General features: G+C 68.9%; 15 protein-coding genes and 2 pseudogenes. 8 read left to right on the top strand and 9 right to left on the bottom strand.

Going from position 1 to position 16,791, the window contains the following annotated elements:
* The first annotated feature begins 861 nt into the window (after positions 1–861).
* Complete coding sequence (locus ABD944_RS24685) at positions 862–1,491, top strand: carbonic anhydrase (protein ID WP_345180203.1); 630 nt, start codon at positions 862–864, stop codon at positions 1,489–1,491.
* A 40-nt stretch (positions 1,492–1,531) separates the two neighbouring features.
* Positions 1,532–2,995, top strand: coding sequence for a SulP family inorganic anion transporter (locus ABD944_RS24680; protein WP_345180201.1), 1,464 nt, complete (start codon positions 1,532–1,534; stop codon positions 2,993–2,995).
* A 564-nt stretch (positions 2,996–3,559) separates the two neighbouring features.
* Here the strand turns inward: ABD944_RS24680 and ABD944_RS24675 are convergent.
* Both ABD944_RS24675 and ABD944_RS24670 read right to left on the bottom strand, forming a co-directional pair.
* Positions 3,560–3,955: pseudogene (locus ABD944_RS24675) on the bottom strand (M24 family metallopeptidase); the annotation flags it as partial.
* 322 nt (positions 3,956–4,277) lie between these two features.
* A complete protein-coding gene (locus ABD944_RS24670) occupies positions 4,278–4,733 on the bottom strand; it encodes a nuclear transport factor 2 family protein (protein ID WP_345180199.1) in 456 nt (151 codons plus the stop codon).
* A gap of 364 nt (positions 4,734–5,097) precedes the next feature.
* On the opposite strand from ABD944_RS24670, the gene ABD944_RS24665 reads away from it, so the two are divergent.
* Positions 5,098–5,436, top strand: coding sequence for a hypothetical protein (locus tag ABD944_RS24665; protein WP_345180198.1), 339 nt, complete (start codon positions 5,098–5,100; stop codon positions 5,434–5,436).
* 23 nt (positions 5,437–5,459) lie between these two features.
* Here the strand turns inward: ABD944_RS24665 and ABD944_RS24660 are convergent, their stop codons facing one another.
* The 3 genes from ABD944_RS24660 to ABD944_RS24650 all read right to left on the bottom strand — a co-directional run bounded on the left by ABD944_RS24660 (position 5,460) and on the right by ABD944_RS24650 (position 7,569).
* Complete coding sequence (locus ABD944_RS24660; RefSeq protein ID WP_345180196.1) at positions 5,460–5,807, bottom strand: hypothetical protein; 348 nt, start codon at positions 5,805–5,807, stop codon at positions 5,460–5,462.
* Between the two features lie 410 nt (positions 5,808–6,217).
* Positions 6,218–7,195: a VOC family protein gene (locus ABD944_RS24655; protein WP_345180194.1), complete on the bottom strand. Its 978-nt coding sequence runs from the start codon at positions 7,193–7,195 to the stop codon at positions 6,218–6,220.
* Between the two features lie 2 nt (positions 7,196–7,197).
* Positions 7,198–7,569 (bottom strand): DoxX family protein, encoded by a 372-nt coding sequence (locus ABD944_RS24650; protein ID WP_179843825.1) that lies wholly within the window; start codon positions 7,567–7,569, stop codon positions 7,198–7,200.
* A 265-nt stretch (positions 7,570–7,834) separates the two neighbouring features.
* On the opposite strand from ABD944_RS24650, the gene ABD944_RS24645 reads away from it, so the two are divergent.
* A complete protein-coding gene (locus ABD944_RS24645; RefSeq protein WP_345180191.1) occupies positions 7,835–8,602 on the top strand; it encodes a winged helix-turn-helix transcriptional regulator in 768 nt (255 codons plus the stop codon).
* 348 nt (positions 8,603–8,950) lie between these two features.
* On the opposite strand, the gene ABD944_RS24640 is transcribed toward ABD944_RS24645, so the two are convergent.
* The 4 genes from ABD944_RS24640 to ABD944_RS42500 form a co-directional block, all read right to left on the bottom strand.
* Positions 8,951–10,078, bottom strand: a complete 1,128-nt coding sequence (locus ABD944_RS24640) for a hypothetical protein (protein ID WP_345180189.1) — start codon at positions 10,076–10,078, stop codon at positions 8,951–8,953.
* A 116-nt stretch (positions 10,079–10,194) separates the two neighbouring features.
* The gene (locus ABD944_RS24635) at positions 10,195–10,527 is read right to left on the bottom strand and encodes a helix-turn-helix domain-containing protein (protein ID WP_345180188.1); all 333 of its coding nucleotides are present in this window, start codon (positions 10,525–10,527) and stop codon (positions 10,195–10,197) included.
* A 1-nt stretch (position 10,528) separates the two neighbouring features.
* A complete protein-coding gene (locus tag ABD944_RS24630) occupies positions 10,529–11,602 on the bottom strand; it encodes a tyrosine-type recombinase/integrase (RefSeq protein WP_345180186.1) in 1,074 nt (357 codons plus the stop codon).
* 1,208 nt (positions 11,603–12,810) lie between these two features.
* Complete coding sequence (locus ABD944_RS42500) at positions 12,811–13,209, bottom strand: transposase (protein ID WP_378190013.1); 399 nt, start codon at positions 13,207–13,209, stop codon at positions 12,811–12,813.
* Positions 13,210–13,546: 337 nt separating this feature from the next.
* Here ABD944_RS42500 and ABD944_RS24625 point away from each other — a divergent pair, with 337 nt between their 5' ends.
* From ABD944_RS24625 to ABD944_RS24610, 4 genes and pseudogenes are all read left to right on the top strand, one after another.
* Positions 13,547–13,858 (top strand): histidine kinase dimerization/phospho-acceptor domain-containing protein, encoded by a 312-nt coding sequence (locus ABD944_RS24625; RefSeq protein ID WP_345180184.1) that lies wholly within the window; start codon positions 13,547–13,549, stop codon positions 13,856–13,858.
* Between the two features lie 88 nt (positions 13,859–13,946).
* Positions 13,947–14,667 (top strand): annotated as a pseudogene (locus tag ABD944_RS24620) (IS5 family transposase); the annotation flags it as partial.
* A gap of 58 nt (positions 14,668–14,725) precedes the next feature.
* On the top strand, positions 14,726–15,208 hold the full coding sequence (locus ABD944_RS24615) for an ABC transporter ATP-binding protein (RefSeq protein ID WP_378190016.1): 483 nt from the start codon (positions 14,726–14,728) through the stop codon (positions 15,206–15,208).
* A 469-nt stretch (positions 15,209–15,677) separates the two neighbouring features.
* Positions 15,678–16,355: an FtsX-like permease family protein gene (locus tag ABD944_RS24610; protein WP_345180182.1), complete on the top strand. Its 678-nt coding sequence runs from the start codon at positions 15,678–15,680 to the stop codon at positions 16,353–16,355.
* Positions 16,356–16,791 lie beyond the last annotated feature (436 nt).

Below are 16,791 nucleotides of genomic sequence, written 5' to 3'. Positions count from 1 at the left end.
CGCGCAAGCCGGCACGGCCGACCGGAAAGCTCCCGCCATCCCTGGAACCGATTCCGGCTTCGTGATCAGAGACTAACGATGCGTGATAGGGTCGTGATCTGGCTGCCACCCGCTTTCTGCCGGGCGCTCGAATGCACTGTCAAGCAGCTTGGCGAGCCATCAGCGCTTCACGTACAGGTCAGTTGATAGCGGACGATGCGGCTGGATGAGCCCGGCCCGATCGGAGGACGTCGCCGGTGGTAGGGCACAGCACGATGAGACGTGCCGCCGCCTTGCTCATCATCGTCCTTTGCGGCTGCCTGCACCTGGTCCTGGACACGGCTCTCCAAAGCGCAGGACCCGGCGAGTTCACGGCGCCGACTTCGGCGGGCAGCATTCAGCTGAGCGACTCGGGCGCACTTCGCTCCAGTTCGGAGGAGCGGAAGTCCGCACAGGAGTCGCCCAAACATCTGACTGTCCGGGCGAGCAGTCGCGTGGCCAACCCCAAAGAGGTCAAAGCCCCGGACACCCCGACACGCTCGGCATTCACCGCCGGCGTGAGCACGATCGCGTTTCCGCGCCGCGTCGGCGGGCTCGTGCACGCGATCAGCAGACGTACCACCGGGAACATACCCGCCATCCTCCAGGTATTCCGTTGCTGACAGCGCCTCCGGCGCGTGCTCTTCCTGCCGAAACACCATTTTGAGGGCGTAAGCCGTCGTGCCTGGTCGTTACGACCATGCCACATGGAATGAACGACGCTCTTATCGCACATCGGTATCGGAACGGGTCAACGCGACCGGACGACCACACCGTCAGATCGTCCTTTGTCCAACTCCTACGATGCCCTCACATTCGCGGGGCACCCTGGAGGTATTTCGCATGCGCACTTTCATCGACCATGCCCGAACGTTCGGTTCCCGGGCCGCGGAGAACGGCGGAGAACTGCATCGGCTCGCCGACGGCCAGTCGCCCCTGGCGCTGTTCATCACCTGCTCCGACTCGCGCGTGATCCCTTCCCTGTTCACCGGAGCCCGTCCAGGCGAGCTGTTCGAGCTGCGCACGGCGGGCAACATCGTTCCGCCGTACCGGCTGGACCGTCCTACCAGCGAAGCGGCGACCATCGAGTTCGCGATCGAGATCCTCGGCGTCGCCGACATCGTGGTGTGCGGCCACTCCCACTGCGGGGCCGTCGGCGCCCTGGTCCGCGGCGACGACCTCAGCGCTGCCCCCGCCGTCCGCACATGGCTGGCCGAGGCCGCCGGCACCTCGCCGCGTCTGCCCGGTAACGCCCCATCCGAGCGGGCGGCATCCCCTTCCGCCGGCTGCGGCGACCTGGCGGCAGCGGTCCAGAGACATGTGCTCGATCAACTGGAGCGGTTGCGCACCTATCCCGGCGTGGACGAGCGGGCCGCCGACGGCCGGATCGGCCTGCACGCCTGGTACTACGAAGTGCACACCGGATCGGTGCTGGCGCACCGGCCGGACGCCGACACCTTCTCTCCCCTGTAGGTGAGGACCGATGCTCCCAACGACCCTGCGTTCCTCCCGAGTGCTCCGGAACGAGATCACCGCGTCCCTTGTCGTCTTCCTCGTCGCCATGCCGCTGTGCGTGGGAGTCGCGGTCGCCTCCGGCGTCCCGGCCGAGCTGGGCCTGATCACCGGCATAGTCGGCGGCCTGGTGACCGGTCTGCTTCCCGGCAGCAGCCTCCAGGTCAGCGGGCCCGCCGCGGGCCTGACCGTCCTGGTGTACGAGGCCGTCCAGACATACGGCCTGAGCACGCTCGGCGCGATAGTCCTCGCGGCGGGCCTCCTGCAGTTGCTGCTCGGCGCGCTGCGGATGGGGCGGTGGTTCCGCGCGATCTCCGTGGCCGTGGTGGAGGGCATGCTCGCCGGCATCGGCCTGACCATCATCGCCGGGCAGTTGTACGCCATGGCCGATGCCACCGCGCCCGGCTCGGGCATGGCCAAACTCGCCGGGCTGCCGGGCCTGCTCCTCGACAGCACCGGATCAGCCGCGGCGCTGGCCGCGCTCGGCATCGGCGCGGGCACCGTCGCACTGCTGGCGGGATGGGCGCACTTGCCGGAGCGAGTCCGAAAAGTTCCGGCACCGCTCGCGGCCGTGGCTCTGGCGACGGGTGCGTCCTTCCTGCTGGATCTGCCCGTGGCTCGGCTGGACGTACAGGGCCTTCTCGGAGCCGTCCAGCCACCCGGCATCGGCGACGTGGCCCGACTGGCCGAGATCGGCGTCCTCGGAACCGTGCTGGCATTCGCGCTCATCTCTTCCGCGGAAAGCCTGTTCAGCGCCGCCGCGGTCGATCGCATGCACGACGGCCCCCGTACCGACTACGACAAGGAGCTCATGGCCCAGGGCACCGGCAACACCGTGTGCGGGCTCCTGGGAGCCCTGCCGATGACGGCGGTGATCGTACGCAGCGCCACCAACGTGCAGGCAGGAGCGCAGACCAAGGCTTCGCGCGTCCTGCACGGGCTCTGGATTCTCTTGTTCGCCGCGGCCTTCCCCGCGGCGCTGGGAATCATCCCGCTCGCCGCCCTCGCGGGCGTGCTCGTGCACGCCGGCTGGAAACTCATGCCTGTCAAGCAGTTGCGCCCCTTGTGGCGCCGTCATCGCGGCGAGGCACTGATCCTCGTCCTCACGGCCACGGCAGTGGTCGTCCTCAACCTGTTCGAGGGAGTGCTGCTCGGCCTGGTGCTGGCTGTGATCAAGACAGCCTGGGAGACCTCGCACATCCAGATCGAGGTGGACGAGAGGGAAGAGGTGACCGGCGCGCACGGGCGTCCGGTGCGTGTCGCCCTGGCCGGCCACGCCACGTTCTTGCGTCTACCGCAGATGTTGGACACCTTGGAGAAGCTCCCCCGAGATCGGCCGGTCCAACTGGACCTCACCGGTCTGCGGCACCTGGACCACGCCTGCCACACGGCGCTGATGAACTGGGTGGAGCGCCACAACCAGGCGAGCCTCGACATGGTCTCGGTCGGAGACGCCCGATCCTGAGGTCCGCACGGAACCCGTGACGGGGGCAGATGCGGGCGTCCTGCCCGCATCTGCCCCCGTCACTCCGTCTCACACGGGCATGTGTGGACCCCCGTCGAGCAGGATGTGCAGGCTGCGCAGGTCAGCCCAGACGGTCAACGTTCGTCCGGCCAGACCCTGGGGAACCGAGAACCGCTGCCGTCCCGGCACCAGAGTCACCCGGCCGCTGGGTGGGACGCGGACCTCGAACCGCACCGCCGACTCCTGTGGCCGGTCGGCCGGTGGCTCGATCACCTCGACCCGCAACGGTGCCGCGGCCTCATCCTGGCTCTCGGGCTCCGGCTCGGGCTCGGGCTCGTCGGGGCGGGGGGAGCCTGCGGACGGAACACGCTGGCCGAAGTTGCCATGTTCAGCGCTTGGTGGGGCCGCTGGCGACCGGCCCTACCTCGCCCCGGCGCTCTACTCGCTGACGGTCGTACCGAGCGACCACGTGCCCGACTCGGCCAAGGCGCTTTGTGGCGAATTGACGTGGATGCACGATGGCCTCCGCGAGCCTCCACCGCGCCGGGACCGGGCGGCGGCTCCCTACGGGCGGGCCTGCTTCGGCAGGGTGAGGATCGCGGCGCCGTCGCCGGTGATCGCGATGGTGTGCTCGCTGTGGGCCGTCCGGCAGCCCGGTGCGCTTCGGAGCGTCCACCCGTCGGCGTCGGTGACGAGCTCGGCGGTGTCCGCCATGATCCACGGCTCCAGCGCGAGCAGCAGCCCGGGGCGCAGCCGGTACCCGCGGCCGGGGCGCCCGGTGTTCGAGATGTGCGGGTCCTGGTGCATCGTCGAGCCGATGCCGTGGCCGCCGAACTCGGTGTTGATCGAGTAACCCGCCTCCCGGAGCACCGAGCCGATGGCGTGCGAGATGTCCCCGGTGCGGGCCCCGGGCCCGGCGGCGGCGATCCCCGCGCTCAGGGCGCGCTCGGTCGCGCCGATCACCCGTGCCTCGGGCCGCAGCATCTCCATCACCCACCGAACGATCAAGAACGATCGCCTCGCCGCCGCAGGGTTCGTCTGGGCCTTCACCGCTTCCACCAACTACGAACCCGCACGGGCCCACTATCAGCGACGCCGAGAGAACGGGGACAAACACCCCGGCGCCCTGCGGCACCTGTTCAACCGGATGCTCGGCCAGCTCTTCCACTGCCTCCACACCGGCCAGACCTACGACGCCGGCAATGCCTTCACCCGCGCTCTGCCGACCGCAGCATGACGGCTTAGCGCCATCGGAGGTCTCGCTCCGCCACCGGCGGCCCGATCAGATATCTGATCGCCTATCTTGCGCCGCCCGGCCGGAAGCATGGAGACGGTGTCCGAGGGCGTCGAGCACGGCGGCGGTGTCCAGATAGAAGGGACGCATCTCGCGGATCAACCCGTTCTCCAACGTGAACCACTGCATCACCGAGGTCTTCAGGGCACGGCCAGTCGCGCGGGCCCGCAGCATCCCCCTGTTGTAGACCGCGACAGTGGGACCGTCGGCGGCGAATCGCTGCTCTAGGAATTCCAGCGAGGTCCACTCCTCGCTCATCGCCGCCATGAAGGACTCGATGCCGGCGGGCCCGGTCCATTCACCCCCGTACGGCAGGCTCCCGGCCTGATACATGACGACGTCCGGGTGCAGGTGCGCGGCCATCCCGGAGAAGTCGGCCTTGCCGGGGCCACCGGCGGTCACGTAGGCGGCCTCGGCCGCGAAGAAGTCCTTGAGCGTCCTCAACGAGTCGTTCATGGACAGGCGAACACCACGGCGGGCGAGCGGGTTGCAACCAGCCAGGGCCGGTCGCCGTCCTCCTGGCGCTCGTCCTCGTCCGCCGTCCGCTCTTTCGGCAACGCTCGCCGGAAGTCCTGCAAGGCGTCCCTGGGGACGCGCTGAGACGTCCTCTAGCGGGCGGTGGACGTCTAGAGCTTGCTCGAAGTGGCCTCGACCACGCGCTCGAACGCTTGACCTGGCCGGCGGAGCGAAGCCGGAGGCGAGCGGAACCGGGCGGATAGCGAAGCGATGCCGCATTCGCCCAGGCCCGGTCACGGAGCGAGCCGCCAGGCGAGCGAAGTGGGCCGGGACTTCGAAACACTGCCTAGCCGTGAAGCCCAGCGAAATGCCCGGCCACTCCACCTGCGCGAACGTGATCCGCGACGTCCTGGCCTCCAAGGGCGCAGAGATCACCGTCGGCACCGCGCCGCCGGTCGTGCACAACCCCTACGTCACCGACCCGATCCTTCTGCCCGCACAAGGTCGCCTTCTGGATCGAGCCGGCCGGCGAGCAGATTGCCCAGTGGGCCAAGGACGCCGACCAGGAGGACCGATGAACCCCGCGGTGCCGGACGACCTGCTGCTCGTCGCCCTGTCCGCATGGACCGGCAAGACGCTGCGCAGCCTCTACGACCTGATCGAGGACGCCGCCGCCGGGTTCACCGGCTAGGCGCATCCACATCAAGGCCACGCTCACCCGCCCACTCCGGTCAATGCTCCGAGGTAGGGCTGCAGGGTCTGCACCAGCCGCTGGGGGTCGACTCCGGCCACTCCCTGCAGCTGGCCGGGGCTGACACCGACCAGCAGGTAGGCGTTGCCTTCGCACCACTGCGCGGCCACCTCCGGATCCCGGTTGGCGAAACCCAGGATCTGCCGGACCAGATGCAGCAGCCCGGGCTGCGAGGTCAGGTCCAGCGTGCTCTTCCACTCCACCCACAGCGACTCGTCCTTGTCGTCGGCGGCGCGCACGGCCTCGACCAGACGCCGCAGCTCACTCGGGCGGCGGAACGGACGGGACAGGTCCTCGATCGGAAACGGCACAGCCCGCAACGCTACGCCGCCCATCCGGAGGCGACCAGCGGTTTTGCGTCGAACCGCCCTCTATGGCCAACTGCGGCAGCTGACCGTCCGGTGCGGTCGCCCGGGGCCGGGCGCGTTCAAGGCTGCCGGGCAGGTCCCGGTGCCGGCGGCGGACAGCAGGTGCGCAGGTAGGCCTGCAGCTGCTGGATCGACGCTCGTACTTTGTGAATCCGAGCTTGGCGTACAGCTTGAGGGCAGGCGTGTTTGTGTCCTTGATGTCCCGTAGGACGTACTCCTCGTAGCCGGGCAGAGCCAGCAGGTGCTGCAATGGTGCCTGGCCGACCTCGGTCTCACCTTGTCGAGGAGGTCCACACCGACGACATCTACGCGCGTCTTGCCGAGCTCGACCACTCGGCCAGCTGACCGCCGGTTCAGCTCGTCATCGCCGCACCGACATCGAACTCCGTGCCGAACGGGTCCGTGATGTGAGCGACCCGCCCGTAGATCATGTCGTAGGGCTCGGCCGAGGTCCCACCCGCGTCGACCGCTCGCCGCGCCGCCGCATCGGCGTCGTCCACCTGGAACAAGGTCCCCCAACGGGACTTCGTGGCCTTTGGGTCACCGGCGATGCCGCCGATCTCGTGGCCATCCGGTCTGCGCAGGAACGTGAAGTCGAGCTCAGGCATGTCCGGGTTGGCATCCAACGTGTAGCCGAAGACCGCGACGTAGAAGTCGCGCGCGGGCCCGGATTCCGCGGTGACCAGGTCGTTGCGGAGCAGGGCGTTCGGCTCGTTGACGATCTCGCAGCCGATGTGGGCACCGGCCTGCCACAGTCCACACTGCGCACCGGTGGTGTCCTTGATGATCGCCGTCCGGCCCTGGTCCAGCACGTCCATCGGGCCGGTGATGATCGAGCCGCCCGCGTCCCGCGCTCGGGCGGCCGCGGCGTCACAGTCATCCGTCGCGAAGTAGACGTTCCACCAGAAGTCCGTGGCGTCGGGATCGGGGTTCGGCCTGATGGCCGCGACGGGTCTGCCCCGTAGCAAGCACTGGGTGTAGTGGCCGAACTCCGCCGGTCCCACATCGAACTCCCAACCGAACAACGCGCCGTAGAAGGTCATCGCGCGGTCGAGATCCGGGATGCCCAGGTCGATCCAGGTCGGTGTGCCAGCCGGCTGCGTGGTGGTCAGCTCGCTCATCGTCTCTCCTTGTCGTGTCCCCATCTTGTCCCGCATGACCCCGGAACCTAAAGCACCGGTGTAAACCCAGCTCACACCGACGTGGGCTGCCCCCTCCCTCACTTGCACTTCGGGCCGCGCATAGGCCGTGACGTCGTGGCCGCGCTCCAGGAGTTCGACGACGGTCAGGGAGCCGATCGCTCCCGTCGCGCCGAAGACGGTGACGGTCATGCTCAGAACGACCAGGGACCGAACCGGGCCACGGCCACGAAGGCCGCGACGACGAACAGCACGCCGGGGAACGCGATGGCGCCGGGCTCGTGGCGGCGGCGGTGGGCGTTCATCGCCAGGAGCATGGTGATTGCCAGGCCGGTTGCTGCGAGCGGCGTGAGGATCGGGGCGATGTCCAGAGCGGCCGGGAGGATCAGGCCGATCGCGCCGAGGAACTCCGCGGTGCCGATGAAGCGCACGGTGCCGGTCGAGTAGTCCTCCACCCACGGCAGCTTCTCGAGAAGCTTCTCCTTCGACTGGGTCGTCTTCATGACGCCGGCCATCAGGAACATCGCGGCCAGGATCCCCTGGAGCACCCACAGGAACACGTTCATCAGTCAAGGTCCTTCTCGTTCGAGACTTAGTGGCGCGGACGCTCCGGGTCGGTGTTGCGAACGGATTAGTTGAGCACGGTGCGCGGCCAGCGCCTCGGCGAGTGGGGCGTTCTCCGTTCCGTCGTCGAGACCGCCCCCGACCAGGATCACCGGGGCCCGTCGCCGTGCCGTGTGTAGCCGAAGGTGGTGCCGTCGACGGAGGTCACAGTGTTCATGCTCCTAATTTAGGAGCATTCACACCTGGTGCGCAAGTACACTCGGGTGCATGAGCAAGAAGCGGCTGTTCGACGACCCCTGCGGCATCGCGCGAGCGCTGAACGCGGTCGGCGAGCGGTGGGCGTTGCTCGTCGTGCGGGAGCTGGTCTTCGGCCCGAAGCGCTACTCCGACCTGCACCGCGGGCTGCCGCAGATGAGCCAGAACGTCCTCGCGCAGCGGTTGCGCGAGCTCGAAGCCGACGGCCTGGTGCGGCGAAGGCGCCTGGGACCGCCTGCGCCCGCCGCCGTGTATGAACTCACCGAGCGCGGGCAGGAACTGGAGCCCGTGCTCCGCGCGCTCGCCCACTGGGGCAGCCGCGCACCGCTGCCCGAGGACGGCGCGGCGGAACTGAGCGTCGACGCGCTGCTGTTCGCCCTGCGCGCCACCTTCGATCCGGCACTGGCGGGTGAGCTGTCGCTGCGCTGCCAGCTGGACGTCGCGGGCGATCGGTTCCGCATCACCGTTGCGGGCGGGCGCCTCGATCTGGACCGCGGTGAGCACGCCGAACCCGAGGCGTGGCTGAACGTGCCGGAGGCGGCGACATTGCGCGATCTGGTGTTCGCCGGTGCGGCGCTGCACGACGCCGTCGAGCGGGCAGACACCGAGGTGACGGGCGATACCGCGCGGCTCGCCGCACTGCTGCGCTGCTTTCCCGCAGCCGTGCGGTATCCGGCACCACAGGACCCCGGGCCGCCGGATCCCGTGTCGCCGGGCCTCGGGTCACCGAACGCCGAACTCCCGGATCCCGCCGTCAGCGCAGGAAGTCGTCGGGGGTGAGCGGCAGTCCGCGGACCCTGGACACCGGTGGCGAGGTTACGCCGGCCGACAGTTCAGACTCCGCGGGCTCGTGGAACTCATCGCCGAGACGAAGACGCACCACTTGGATAGCGACCAGCAGCTCAACGCCTGGCGCTGGTCCACGACCGAGCATGATCGACTTGTTGCAGTAGCCCATCCCCTAACGGACACGCACATCGGAACGGAATGTCACGCCAGCGTCAGCCGGAACGACCGCCTAACGAGACTTTTCGTTCCGATGCTGGTCGACCCTCCTCCTTTGAACCCCAGGCTAGTCGAACATGTTTTCGGTTCCGGCTGCAGGGTGGGAACCGGGCGGGTTCTAGCTCAGGGCGCCAGGATGCGCCGGGCGACCGCGGCGTAGCGGGCAGCCGTGGTGTGGGAGACGTTGAAGACCATTGCCAGGTGCAGCGGGTCCGGCGCCGCGGTCAGCGCCTCGTGCAGCAGCCGGTCGCGGCGGATGCGTTCCAGGTCCACACCGCGCCGGGACACGTTCGCCTTCAGGAAGGCCGACGAGACCGGCCCCTGGCCGAGCGCGGATTTGGCTGACAGCACCAGGTGCGGGTTCGGGGTGGAGGGCCAGGTCGCGTGGCGGTGGTCAAGCCAGGTCACCAGCGTGCGGTAGGGCAACTCGCCCAGGCGCTGCCGGTGCCCGGCCAGAGTGATGCGCCGGTTGGGCAGGTCGACGTCCGGCAGGGCAAGGAGCCGGATCGCCTTCGGCCGTGCGGCGTGGACGGCGGCCAGGGCGACCACCATCCGTTGCAACGGGGTGGTGGTGAGCTGCTCAACGGCCCGGATCTCCTCCTCCGTCATCGGAAGGAAGCTGGGATCGACGGTGGGCAGGGTCAGCCGGGTCGTGGGATCGGTGAAGATCAGGCCGCGTCGCTTAGCGAAGCGGAACAGCGATCGCAGGGCGTTGATCGCAAGGCAGCGCTGGGCGACGGTCAGCGGATCGAGTCCGGCGGTGATGTCGGTCGCGGTGATCTCCCGCAGATGGCGGCGGCGCACCGCCCAATCCATCAGCAACGGCCGGACCGCGCCGAAGTAGGCGTAGATGCTGGAGTGGGCCCGCGGCCGGGACCGATCCTCCCCGTCCAGCAAGACCAGCAGCCACGCGCGCACGTCGTCGGCGAACCCGGCGGGCAGTTGCCCGGTGCGCCGGTCGATCCAGGCGCGGATCGGCGCGACGGTGTCGTCAACGACGATCAACCCGATATCGCTGAGTACCTCGCATATCCGGGGAGTAGACCCGGGCCCCCGCAGGGCGTGGATATCGCTGAGCGTGATCTGCCGGTCCGAGACGGGTCGGGCGAGCACCGCGGTCAGACCGTCGAGGGTCTTGAGCAAGGTCGTAGGCGACCAGCCGTGCAACTCGGTCAGTTCCTGCGCTCGGGCGGCGGCGGCCGCCAGGACGGGATCGTCGGCGGTGAGCGCGGGATGCCGCCAGCGCCCCATGGGCGCCAGTCCGCGGGCCTGCCGGGCGCGGCCACAAGCGTCACGGCAGCGCCGGTCGCAGAAGAGCCGATCGCGGCGTGAACCTCCCGGCAGCGGACTGCCGCAGTGCCGGCAGTTCACCGGGGCGGCAGTGAGCGACCGCTCCGGGGTCGAGGAGTCACCGAGGGCGCCACCGAGGGCGGCTGCCCGGCGGCTTTGCGTTGCTGGTCATCGGCTTCTGGAGCGGGGACGCTATCGGGTTCAGGCAGCAGCAGCTCCTGCACGCCGCAGCCGAGCACGGCGCAGATGACGTCCAGCTCGTCCAGGCGGACGCTGTTGGGCTGGCCCGACCACAGTCCCGACATCTTCCCCGCGCTGATGACCATGCCGCGCTCGGCAAGCATCCGTTGCAGCTCGCTGGCCTTCCAGATGCCGCGGTTGGCCGCGGCCAACCGCAGGTTCCACTTCATATCAGGCCAGTCCCTTCCATCGGTCGGTCGCGCGCTGCTGCCCCTGCACCCAGGCGTCCTCGACATGAGTGTGGTTGACGTGGACGTATCGGACCGTGGTGCCGGTCCAGGCGTGTCCGAGGAGTTCCTGGATAGCCAGCAGGCTCATCCCTCCCCTGTACCGCTGGGACGCGGAGTAGTGCCGAAGCACGTGCGGAGTGAGCCGACCCGTCCACTCCGGGAGGTGCTTTGTGGTCGCTTTGGCCAGCGACCTGCGGAAAACGTCCGCCGTTACCCGGCAGCTCGAACCGTCCTGGTTCTTGCGCTCAGAGGGGAACAGCGGGGCGCCGGGCCGGGCGTGGTCCAGGTCGAAGTAGCCCCACACGTCCTCGATGAACCAGCGAAGGCTGCGGTCGGCGCCGTTGATGAGCGGCACGAGCCGCTGCTTGGGGCCGCGCCGCCGGGCGCCCTTGCCATGCCGGACGTTCAGCTTCCCGAACCGGCCCAGGCCCCAGCGGACATCGTGCAGATCCAGCATCCGCGCCTCGTTGATCCGCAACCCCACATCGGCCGCCAGGCGCGCAGCCGCGTAGTTGCGCGCCGTGGGCGCGAACTTGCGGCAGACCGCCAGGTCCTGCCGCCACCCGGCGAACAGCGCCTCGATCTCGGCCTCCGAGGGAGGCACCCGCAACTGCAGCTCGATCGACAACTGCGGTCGGTTGATCTCATCCAGCGGGCACTCGACCCGTCGCCCGACGATGTTGTACAGCTCCACGGCATGCCGCAGCTCCAGAAACTGGAAGTACACCGTCAGTGCGCTGGCGCGCCCCTTGCGCGTTGCGGGGCTGGCGTCCCGCAGCACCTTGCCGAAGTAGACATCGGCATCAGCCGGCTCCATCTCCCACAGCGGGCGATCGAACCAGCGCCGCATCATCTCCAGCTGAAGCACGTCCGAGCGGATCGTGCCGTCAGCAAGTCCGGCCGAAGACCGCGCCAGCACGAACCCGGCCAGCACATCGGTCTCGAAGTCGAGGAGCTCTTCCTGGCTCGCCGGAACCCGCTGGTCACGTAGATCACGGACAAGCGCCAGAGTCACCCGAACCTCCTTGACTTCACCCACACCATGGGATCGTCAGGGAGCATGGAGATGTTTCACTCAGGCTGAAGTTTGCTCAGACAGCCCACGGGTCGCTGGGCAGGCGCTTCACCCCAGGTCCAGCGGCGATGGGAACCTGAGCCTCGATTCGAACCCACCGGTTGTTGCTCAACTGACGACCCGAAAACGGGATGTTGCCAGAGCCAGTTTTCACGTGTCGCCGACACACCCGACCTGTTGGGCACACCGCGATGCAGACGACAGCCCAACCCGGCTGGTGGACCTGAGCGGACATGGCGGCGAACGCTCAGCCCGCTATCGACCACACAGAGTGACAGGTAGTGCGGTCTTCTTGTGGCCTCGTTCACGGTGGGCGAAGGATGATCTCCCAGATTCCTCCCACCGGACCACTGATGGCCTGCCCCGGAGGCGGAGATGGCCCCGTGGGGTCGAGGCGGTGCGCTGCCGGTTCGGAACCCGTGACCTCTTCGGAGCTGCGACAACGCCAAAGAGGCCTGCTCTTCATCCGAGCAAGCCTCTGAGCTGGGGAAACGTGGGCGATACTGGGTTCGAACCAGTGGCCTCTTCGGTGTGAACACGATCAATCAAGCCCAGGGGAAGCCACCTCTTAACAAAGTCGCAGGTCAGGCAGTGTCCTTCGCTTCACCACAGCGCACTTTAGGGAAGATCAAGTACGTTGCGATCTCCCACAGTTAACGCCGCCGCTGCCACGACCGCGGTAACCCACGGTAGCCGGAGGTGCCAGGCCTGTCCGGACTCATTGAGAAGCCGCTCCGGTCTTGTTTATGGGCATGTCACTCCCTGACGCGTCCGAACTAGCCCGCCAGCGACAGGGTGATGACCACCACAACAAACGCGCAATGCCCGGCCCAGCGGCCGCAGTGCGCCAACGCTCTATCTCGGCGTCGTAGCTCCATTCACGGCAGCGGCGTGGTCGTGGCCATCATCCGGACTCATCCTCTGACGTGGCCTGGGCGGGCGGTGGCGGGGACGTGACCCTTCGGACGACGCAGGGCAGGCCCTTGGCCCCAGGTACGTGCACGTAGAGCAGAACGGCTAACGATCAGCAGCCAGACGATCGAGGGCGCAAGTCGTCCGGGCGGGCGAGCAGAGCTCAGGCTAGGCGAATCTGGCGGGCGTCAGCGTCAGCGACACACCAAGCCGCTGTCCGCGGAGGCAAGCGGCAGCTAGAAGACTGCTGAAGATCTTGTTAGAGGGGCTGTCCGCCGTGGGCTGGACAGCCCTCTGTGGTCAGGCTTGGGCCGAGGACAGGTGCCAGGTGTGGTTGGTTCGGGTGAGTCCGAGGTTGATGAGGCGGCGGAGGTTGGGGCGGCGGCTCGGGTGTGGAGCCAGGCGTCGGCATTGATGGTGCCTCGGTGGCGGAGGCGGCGGTTGCCGTGGTGGACGAGCCAGGCGACGGCGCGTTCGACCGGTGGTCTCCAGCGGCGGTAGTCGGCTTGCCAGTCCGGGTCGCCGGCCGCCTGTCGGCGGGCGGCGGCTTGGAGGTCGTGGTGGGGGCGGATGGTCAGGATCCGGCCGGTCTTGGCGTTAGTGCACTGCTCGCGCAGAGGGCAGCCCGTGGACATCGAAGCTGGTCATTGACGTAGAAAAACCTACTGGGTAGCATGTTATTTGGGTGATGCACACCACTTCGCCGGGGCGCGGTCCGCTCCGAGCTCCAGGCCCGCGGCCGGGGTCGGGAGGCCGAGCGGAGTGGAACGTCGCAAACGCGGTCCCGAGCGACATCGCTCGACGAGCCGAAAAGAGATGGCATGCGAACAAGGCTCCGCACCCCTGTCTCCACACTCGCCGCCGGCGCGCTCTGCCTCATGGCCGCCGCCTGCGGCAGCGGCGGTAACGCCGACTCCCCCGGCCCTCCATAGGAGGGGCGTACACCCGCCGCACCAGCGAAAGGACCCGCAATTGCGCCAGGACATCGAGTTCACCTCGGCCGGGACGACCGAGGTAGGCAAGAGCTTCGACGCCGACCGGCGCGCCCTGTTCAACGGCGAGGCGCCGGCCGAGAGGCAGCGCCGATTCGTCGTCCAGGCTTCGCACGAGATGCGCACACCGCTTGCCGCGCTGCGACTGGAGTTGGAAGAAGCCCTGACCAACAGGGATGTCGCCGACCCTTTCGCGGCGTTGAAGGAAGCGTTGCAGAGCGTCGAGCGCTTGGAGAACACGGTCATCGCCCTGCTCTGGTCGCTCCAAAGGGACGCTTCGAAGCGCCCTTAGAGGTAATAACAAAATGTGTATGTGAAGTGACACCGCGTGGTGTCGGGTGTGGTGTGGGCGGGTGCGTAAGGGTGAGCAACCTCCATGGATCGTGGCCGACAGTTTGTGGGAGCGGGTTGAGCCGCTGCTGCCGAAGGTCGAGCGCCGCAAGCGCCATACCGGCCGCAAACGGCTGGACGACCGCAAGGTGCCTTGCGGGATCCTGTTCGTGCTGCACACCGGGATCCGGTGGGAGTTCCTGCCCCAGGAGCTGGGGTTCGGCTCGGGGATGACGTGCTGGCGGCGGCTGGCCGAGTGGCACCAGGCAGGCGTGTGGGACAGGCTGCACCGGCTGCTGCTGGAGGAGCTGCACGCCGCCGAGCAGCTGGTTTGGTCCAGGGCGGTGATCGACAGCTCGCATGTCCGGGCTTTGAAGGGCGGCCCAAAACCGGGCCGAGCCCGGTCGACCGCGGCCGGCCGGGCACCAAACACCACGTGCTGACCGACGGGCACGACACCCCGCTCATGGTGTCGTTGACCGGCGGAACCGTAACGACGTCACCCAGTTGATGCCGCTGCTGGACAAGGTGCCGCCCCTGCGAGGCCGGGTTGGACGGCCCCGCCGAAGACCTGAGCGGCTGCTGGCCGACCGCGGCTACGACCACAACAAATACCGCCGACTCGTCTGGGCCAAGGGCATCAAACCGGTCATCGCCCGCCGCGGCAGCCCGCACGGCTCGGGACTGGGCATCCACCGCTACGTCGTCGAGCGCACCATCGCCCTGCTCCACTGGTTCCGCCGCTTACGCATCCGCTGGGAGATCCGCAGCCATCCTCTGCTGGCGCCGCCTCGTCCGCTGATTCTGTTACGACCTCTTAGCTCCCGGGATGACGGCGTTGGACAACGTCGCCGATGGCCTGCTCTACGCGGGGCTGCCGCCGCGGGAACGCCGCCGCCGCGCCGCCGGCGTCCTGGAACGCGTCGGGCTGGCCGACCGCACCGGGCACCGCCCGCACGAGCTGTCGGGCGGCCAGCAGCAGCGCGTCACCATTGCCCGCGCCGTCGTCGGCGCGCCCGACCTGCTGCTGGCCGACGAGCCGACCGGCGCGCTCGACACCGCCTCAGGGGAGGCCGTCATGGAACTGCTGCGCGAACTGAACGCCAGCGGCACCACCGTTGCCGTCATCACTCACGACAACGAGATCGCCGCCGCGCTGCCCCGCCAGGTGCAGGTCCGCGACGGTCGCCTGGTCGCCGACACCCCGGCGGGCACGCCGCGAGGGGGCAGCGGCTGCGCCCCGCCCGGCTCAGCCCGCGCGACGTGCTGCGCGTCGGCTCGGCCGGCCTGCGCTCGCGACCCGCCCGGGTAGTCCTGTCGGCGCTGGGCATCGCCATCGGCATCGCGACGATGATCTCCATGGTCGGGGTCTCCGCCTCCAGCCGGGCAGGGTGGTGCGGGAGCTGGATTGGCTCGGCACCAACCTGCTGGTCGCCTCCCCGGGCGAGTCGATGTTCACCGGCAAGGAGACCAAGCTCCCCAAGGGCGCCGAATGGATGGTGGGCCGCATCCCCGGCGTCGAGCACTCCGCCGCGACCGGCACGACCTCCGCCACTGCCCGCCGCACCGACCGGGGTCTCCAAGGACCAGACCGGCGGCATCGCCGTCCAGGCGACCACCGAGGACCTGCCGGCCACGCTGCGCGGGCGCGTACGCCAGGGGACCTGGCTGAACGCCGCGACCGGCCGCTACCCCGCCGTTGTGCTCGGCTCGGTCGCCGCACGACGCCTGGGGGTCACCGCACCCGGCGAGCTGGTCTTCATCGGCGACCGCTACTCACCGTGATCGGCATCCTGGACCCGCTGCCGCTTGCGCCCGAGATCGAACGCTCCGCCCTGGTGGGCTGGACGACCGCCCAGAAGCTCCTGAACTTCGATGGCCCCCCCACCTCGGTCTACCAGCGCTCCTCCGATGCCACCGTGGCGCACGTCCACACGCTGCTGCCCCGCACGATCAACCCCGAGAACCCGCAGGACGTCCAGGTCACCGACTCCTCGCAGGCGCTCCAGGTCAAGGCCACGGCGACCGGCGCGTTCACGAACCTGCTGCTCGGGCTCGGCGCGGTGGCGCTGCTGGTCGGCGGCGTCGGCGTTGCCAACACCATGGTCATCTCGGTGCTGGAACGCCGCCACGAGATCGGCCTGCGGCGTTCGCTGGGCGTGACGCCCGGCCAGATCCGCCTCCAGTTCGTCACCGAGTCGCTGCTGCTGTCGGGGCTGGGCGGCGGGATGGGGGGCGGTGCTGGGCTCCGTCGGGACCTTCGGACACGCGACCTCGATATGCCTGCCGCCCACGGTGCCGCCCTGGGCGATCCTCGGCGGCTTCGGAGCCACGCTCGTCATAGGCGTGCCAGCCGGACTGTATCCGGCCGCACGGGCTTCCCGCCCGGCCCCCACGATCGCGCTCCAGGCGACCTGACCATGACCGCCTTCACCCCCGGTCTCTGCCCTCCTCGCTGAGCGAGGTGGAAGATAATCTCGCGTCGATACACAGTCCGACGTCGCCCGCGGAACCGATCAGAGGCGGGCCGGGCACCGGTGAAAGGTCTTATCGGCCATGGTCGCCAGCGGTGGGCAGGCAGAGGGCGCGCAGGTCGTCGAAGGCTTGCAGGAGGTGTGAGTCCAGGCTCTGTGAGGGGTCGTCCCTGGCCTGCGCGGTACCGACCCCGGCAGGCCGGCATGGCAGCTCGGCACCACAGATCCAGCGTTGCCACCAGCGGGCGCGCCGGGCGATCCGCTCTTCAGGAATGGAGGCGGCGGGGCGCAGATCGTCATCCCCGGAGGCAGTGCGGCCGCGGCGCGCGCGGGTCTCGCTTGGGCCACGCGTTCAAGGGCTTGCGCGAGCGCGGCTCGGCAGCGCGGGCGCGTTCCGTGATCCGCGCCGCCCCCGTTTCCG

Origin of the sequence: Actinomadura verrucosospora (assembly GCF_039540335.1) — a bacterium.
GTDB classification, from domain to species: domain Bacteria; phylum Actinomycetota; class Actinomycetes; order Streptosporangiales; family Streptosporangiaceae; genus Spirillospora; species Spirillospora verrucosospora.
Note: the sequence above shows the minus strand (reverse complement) of the source record. Positions and strands in the feature narration are given on the sequence as shown.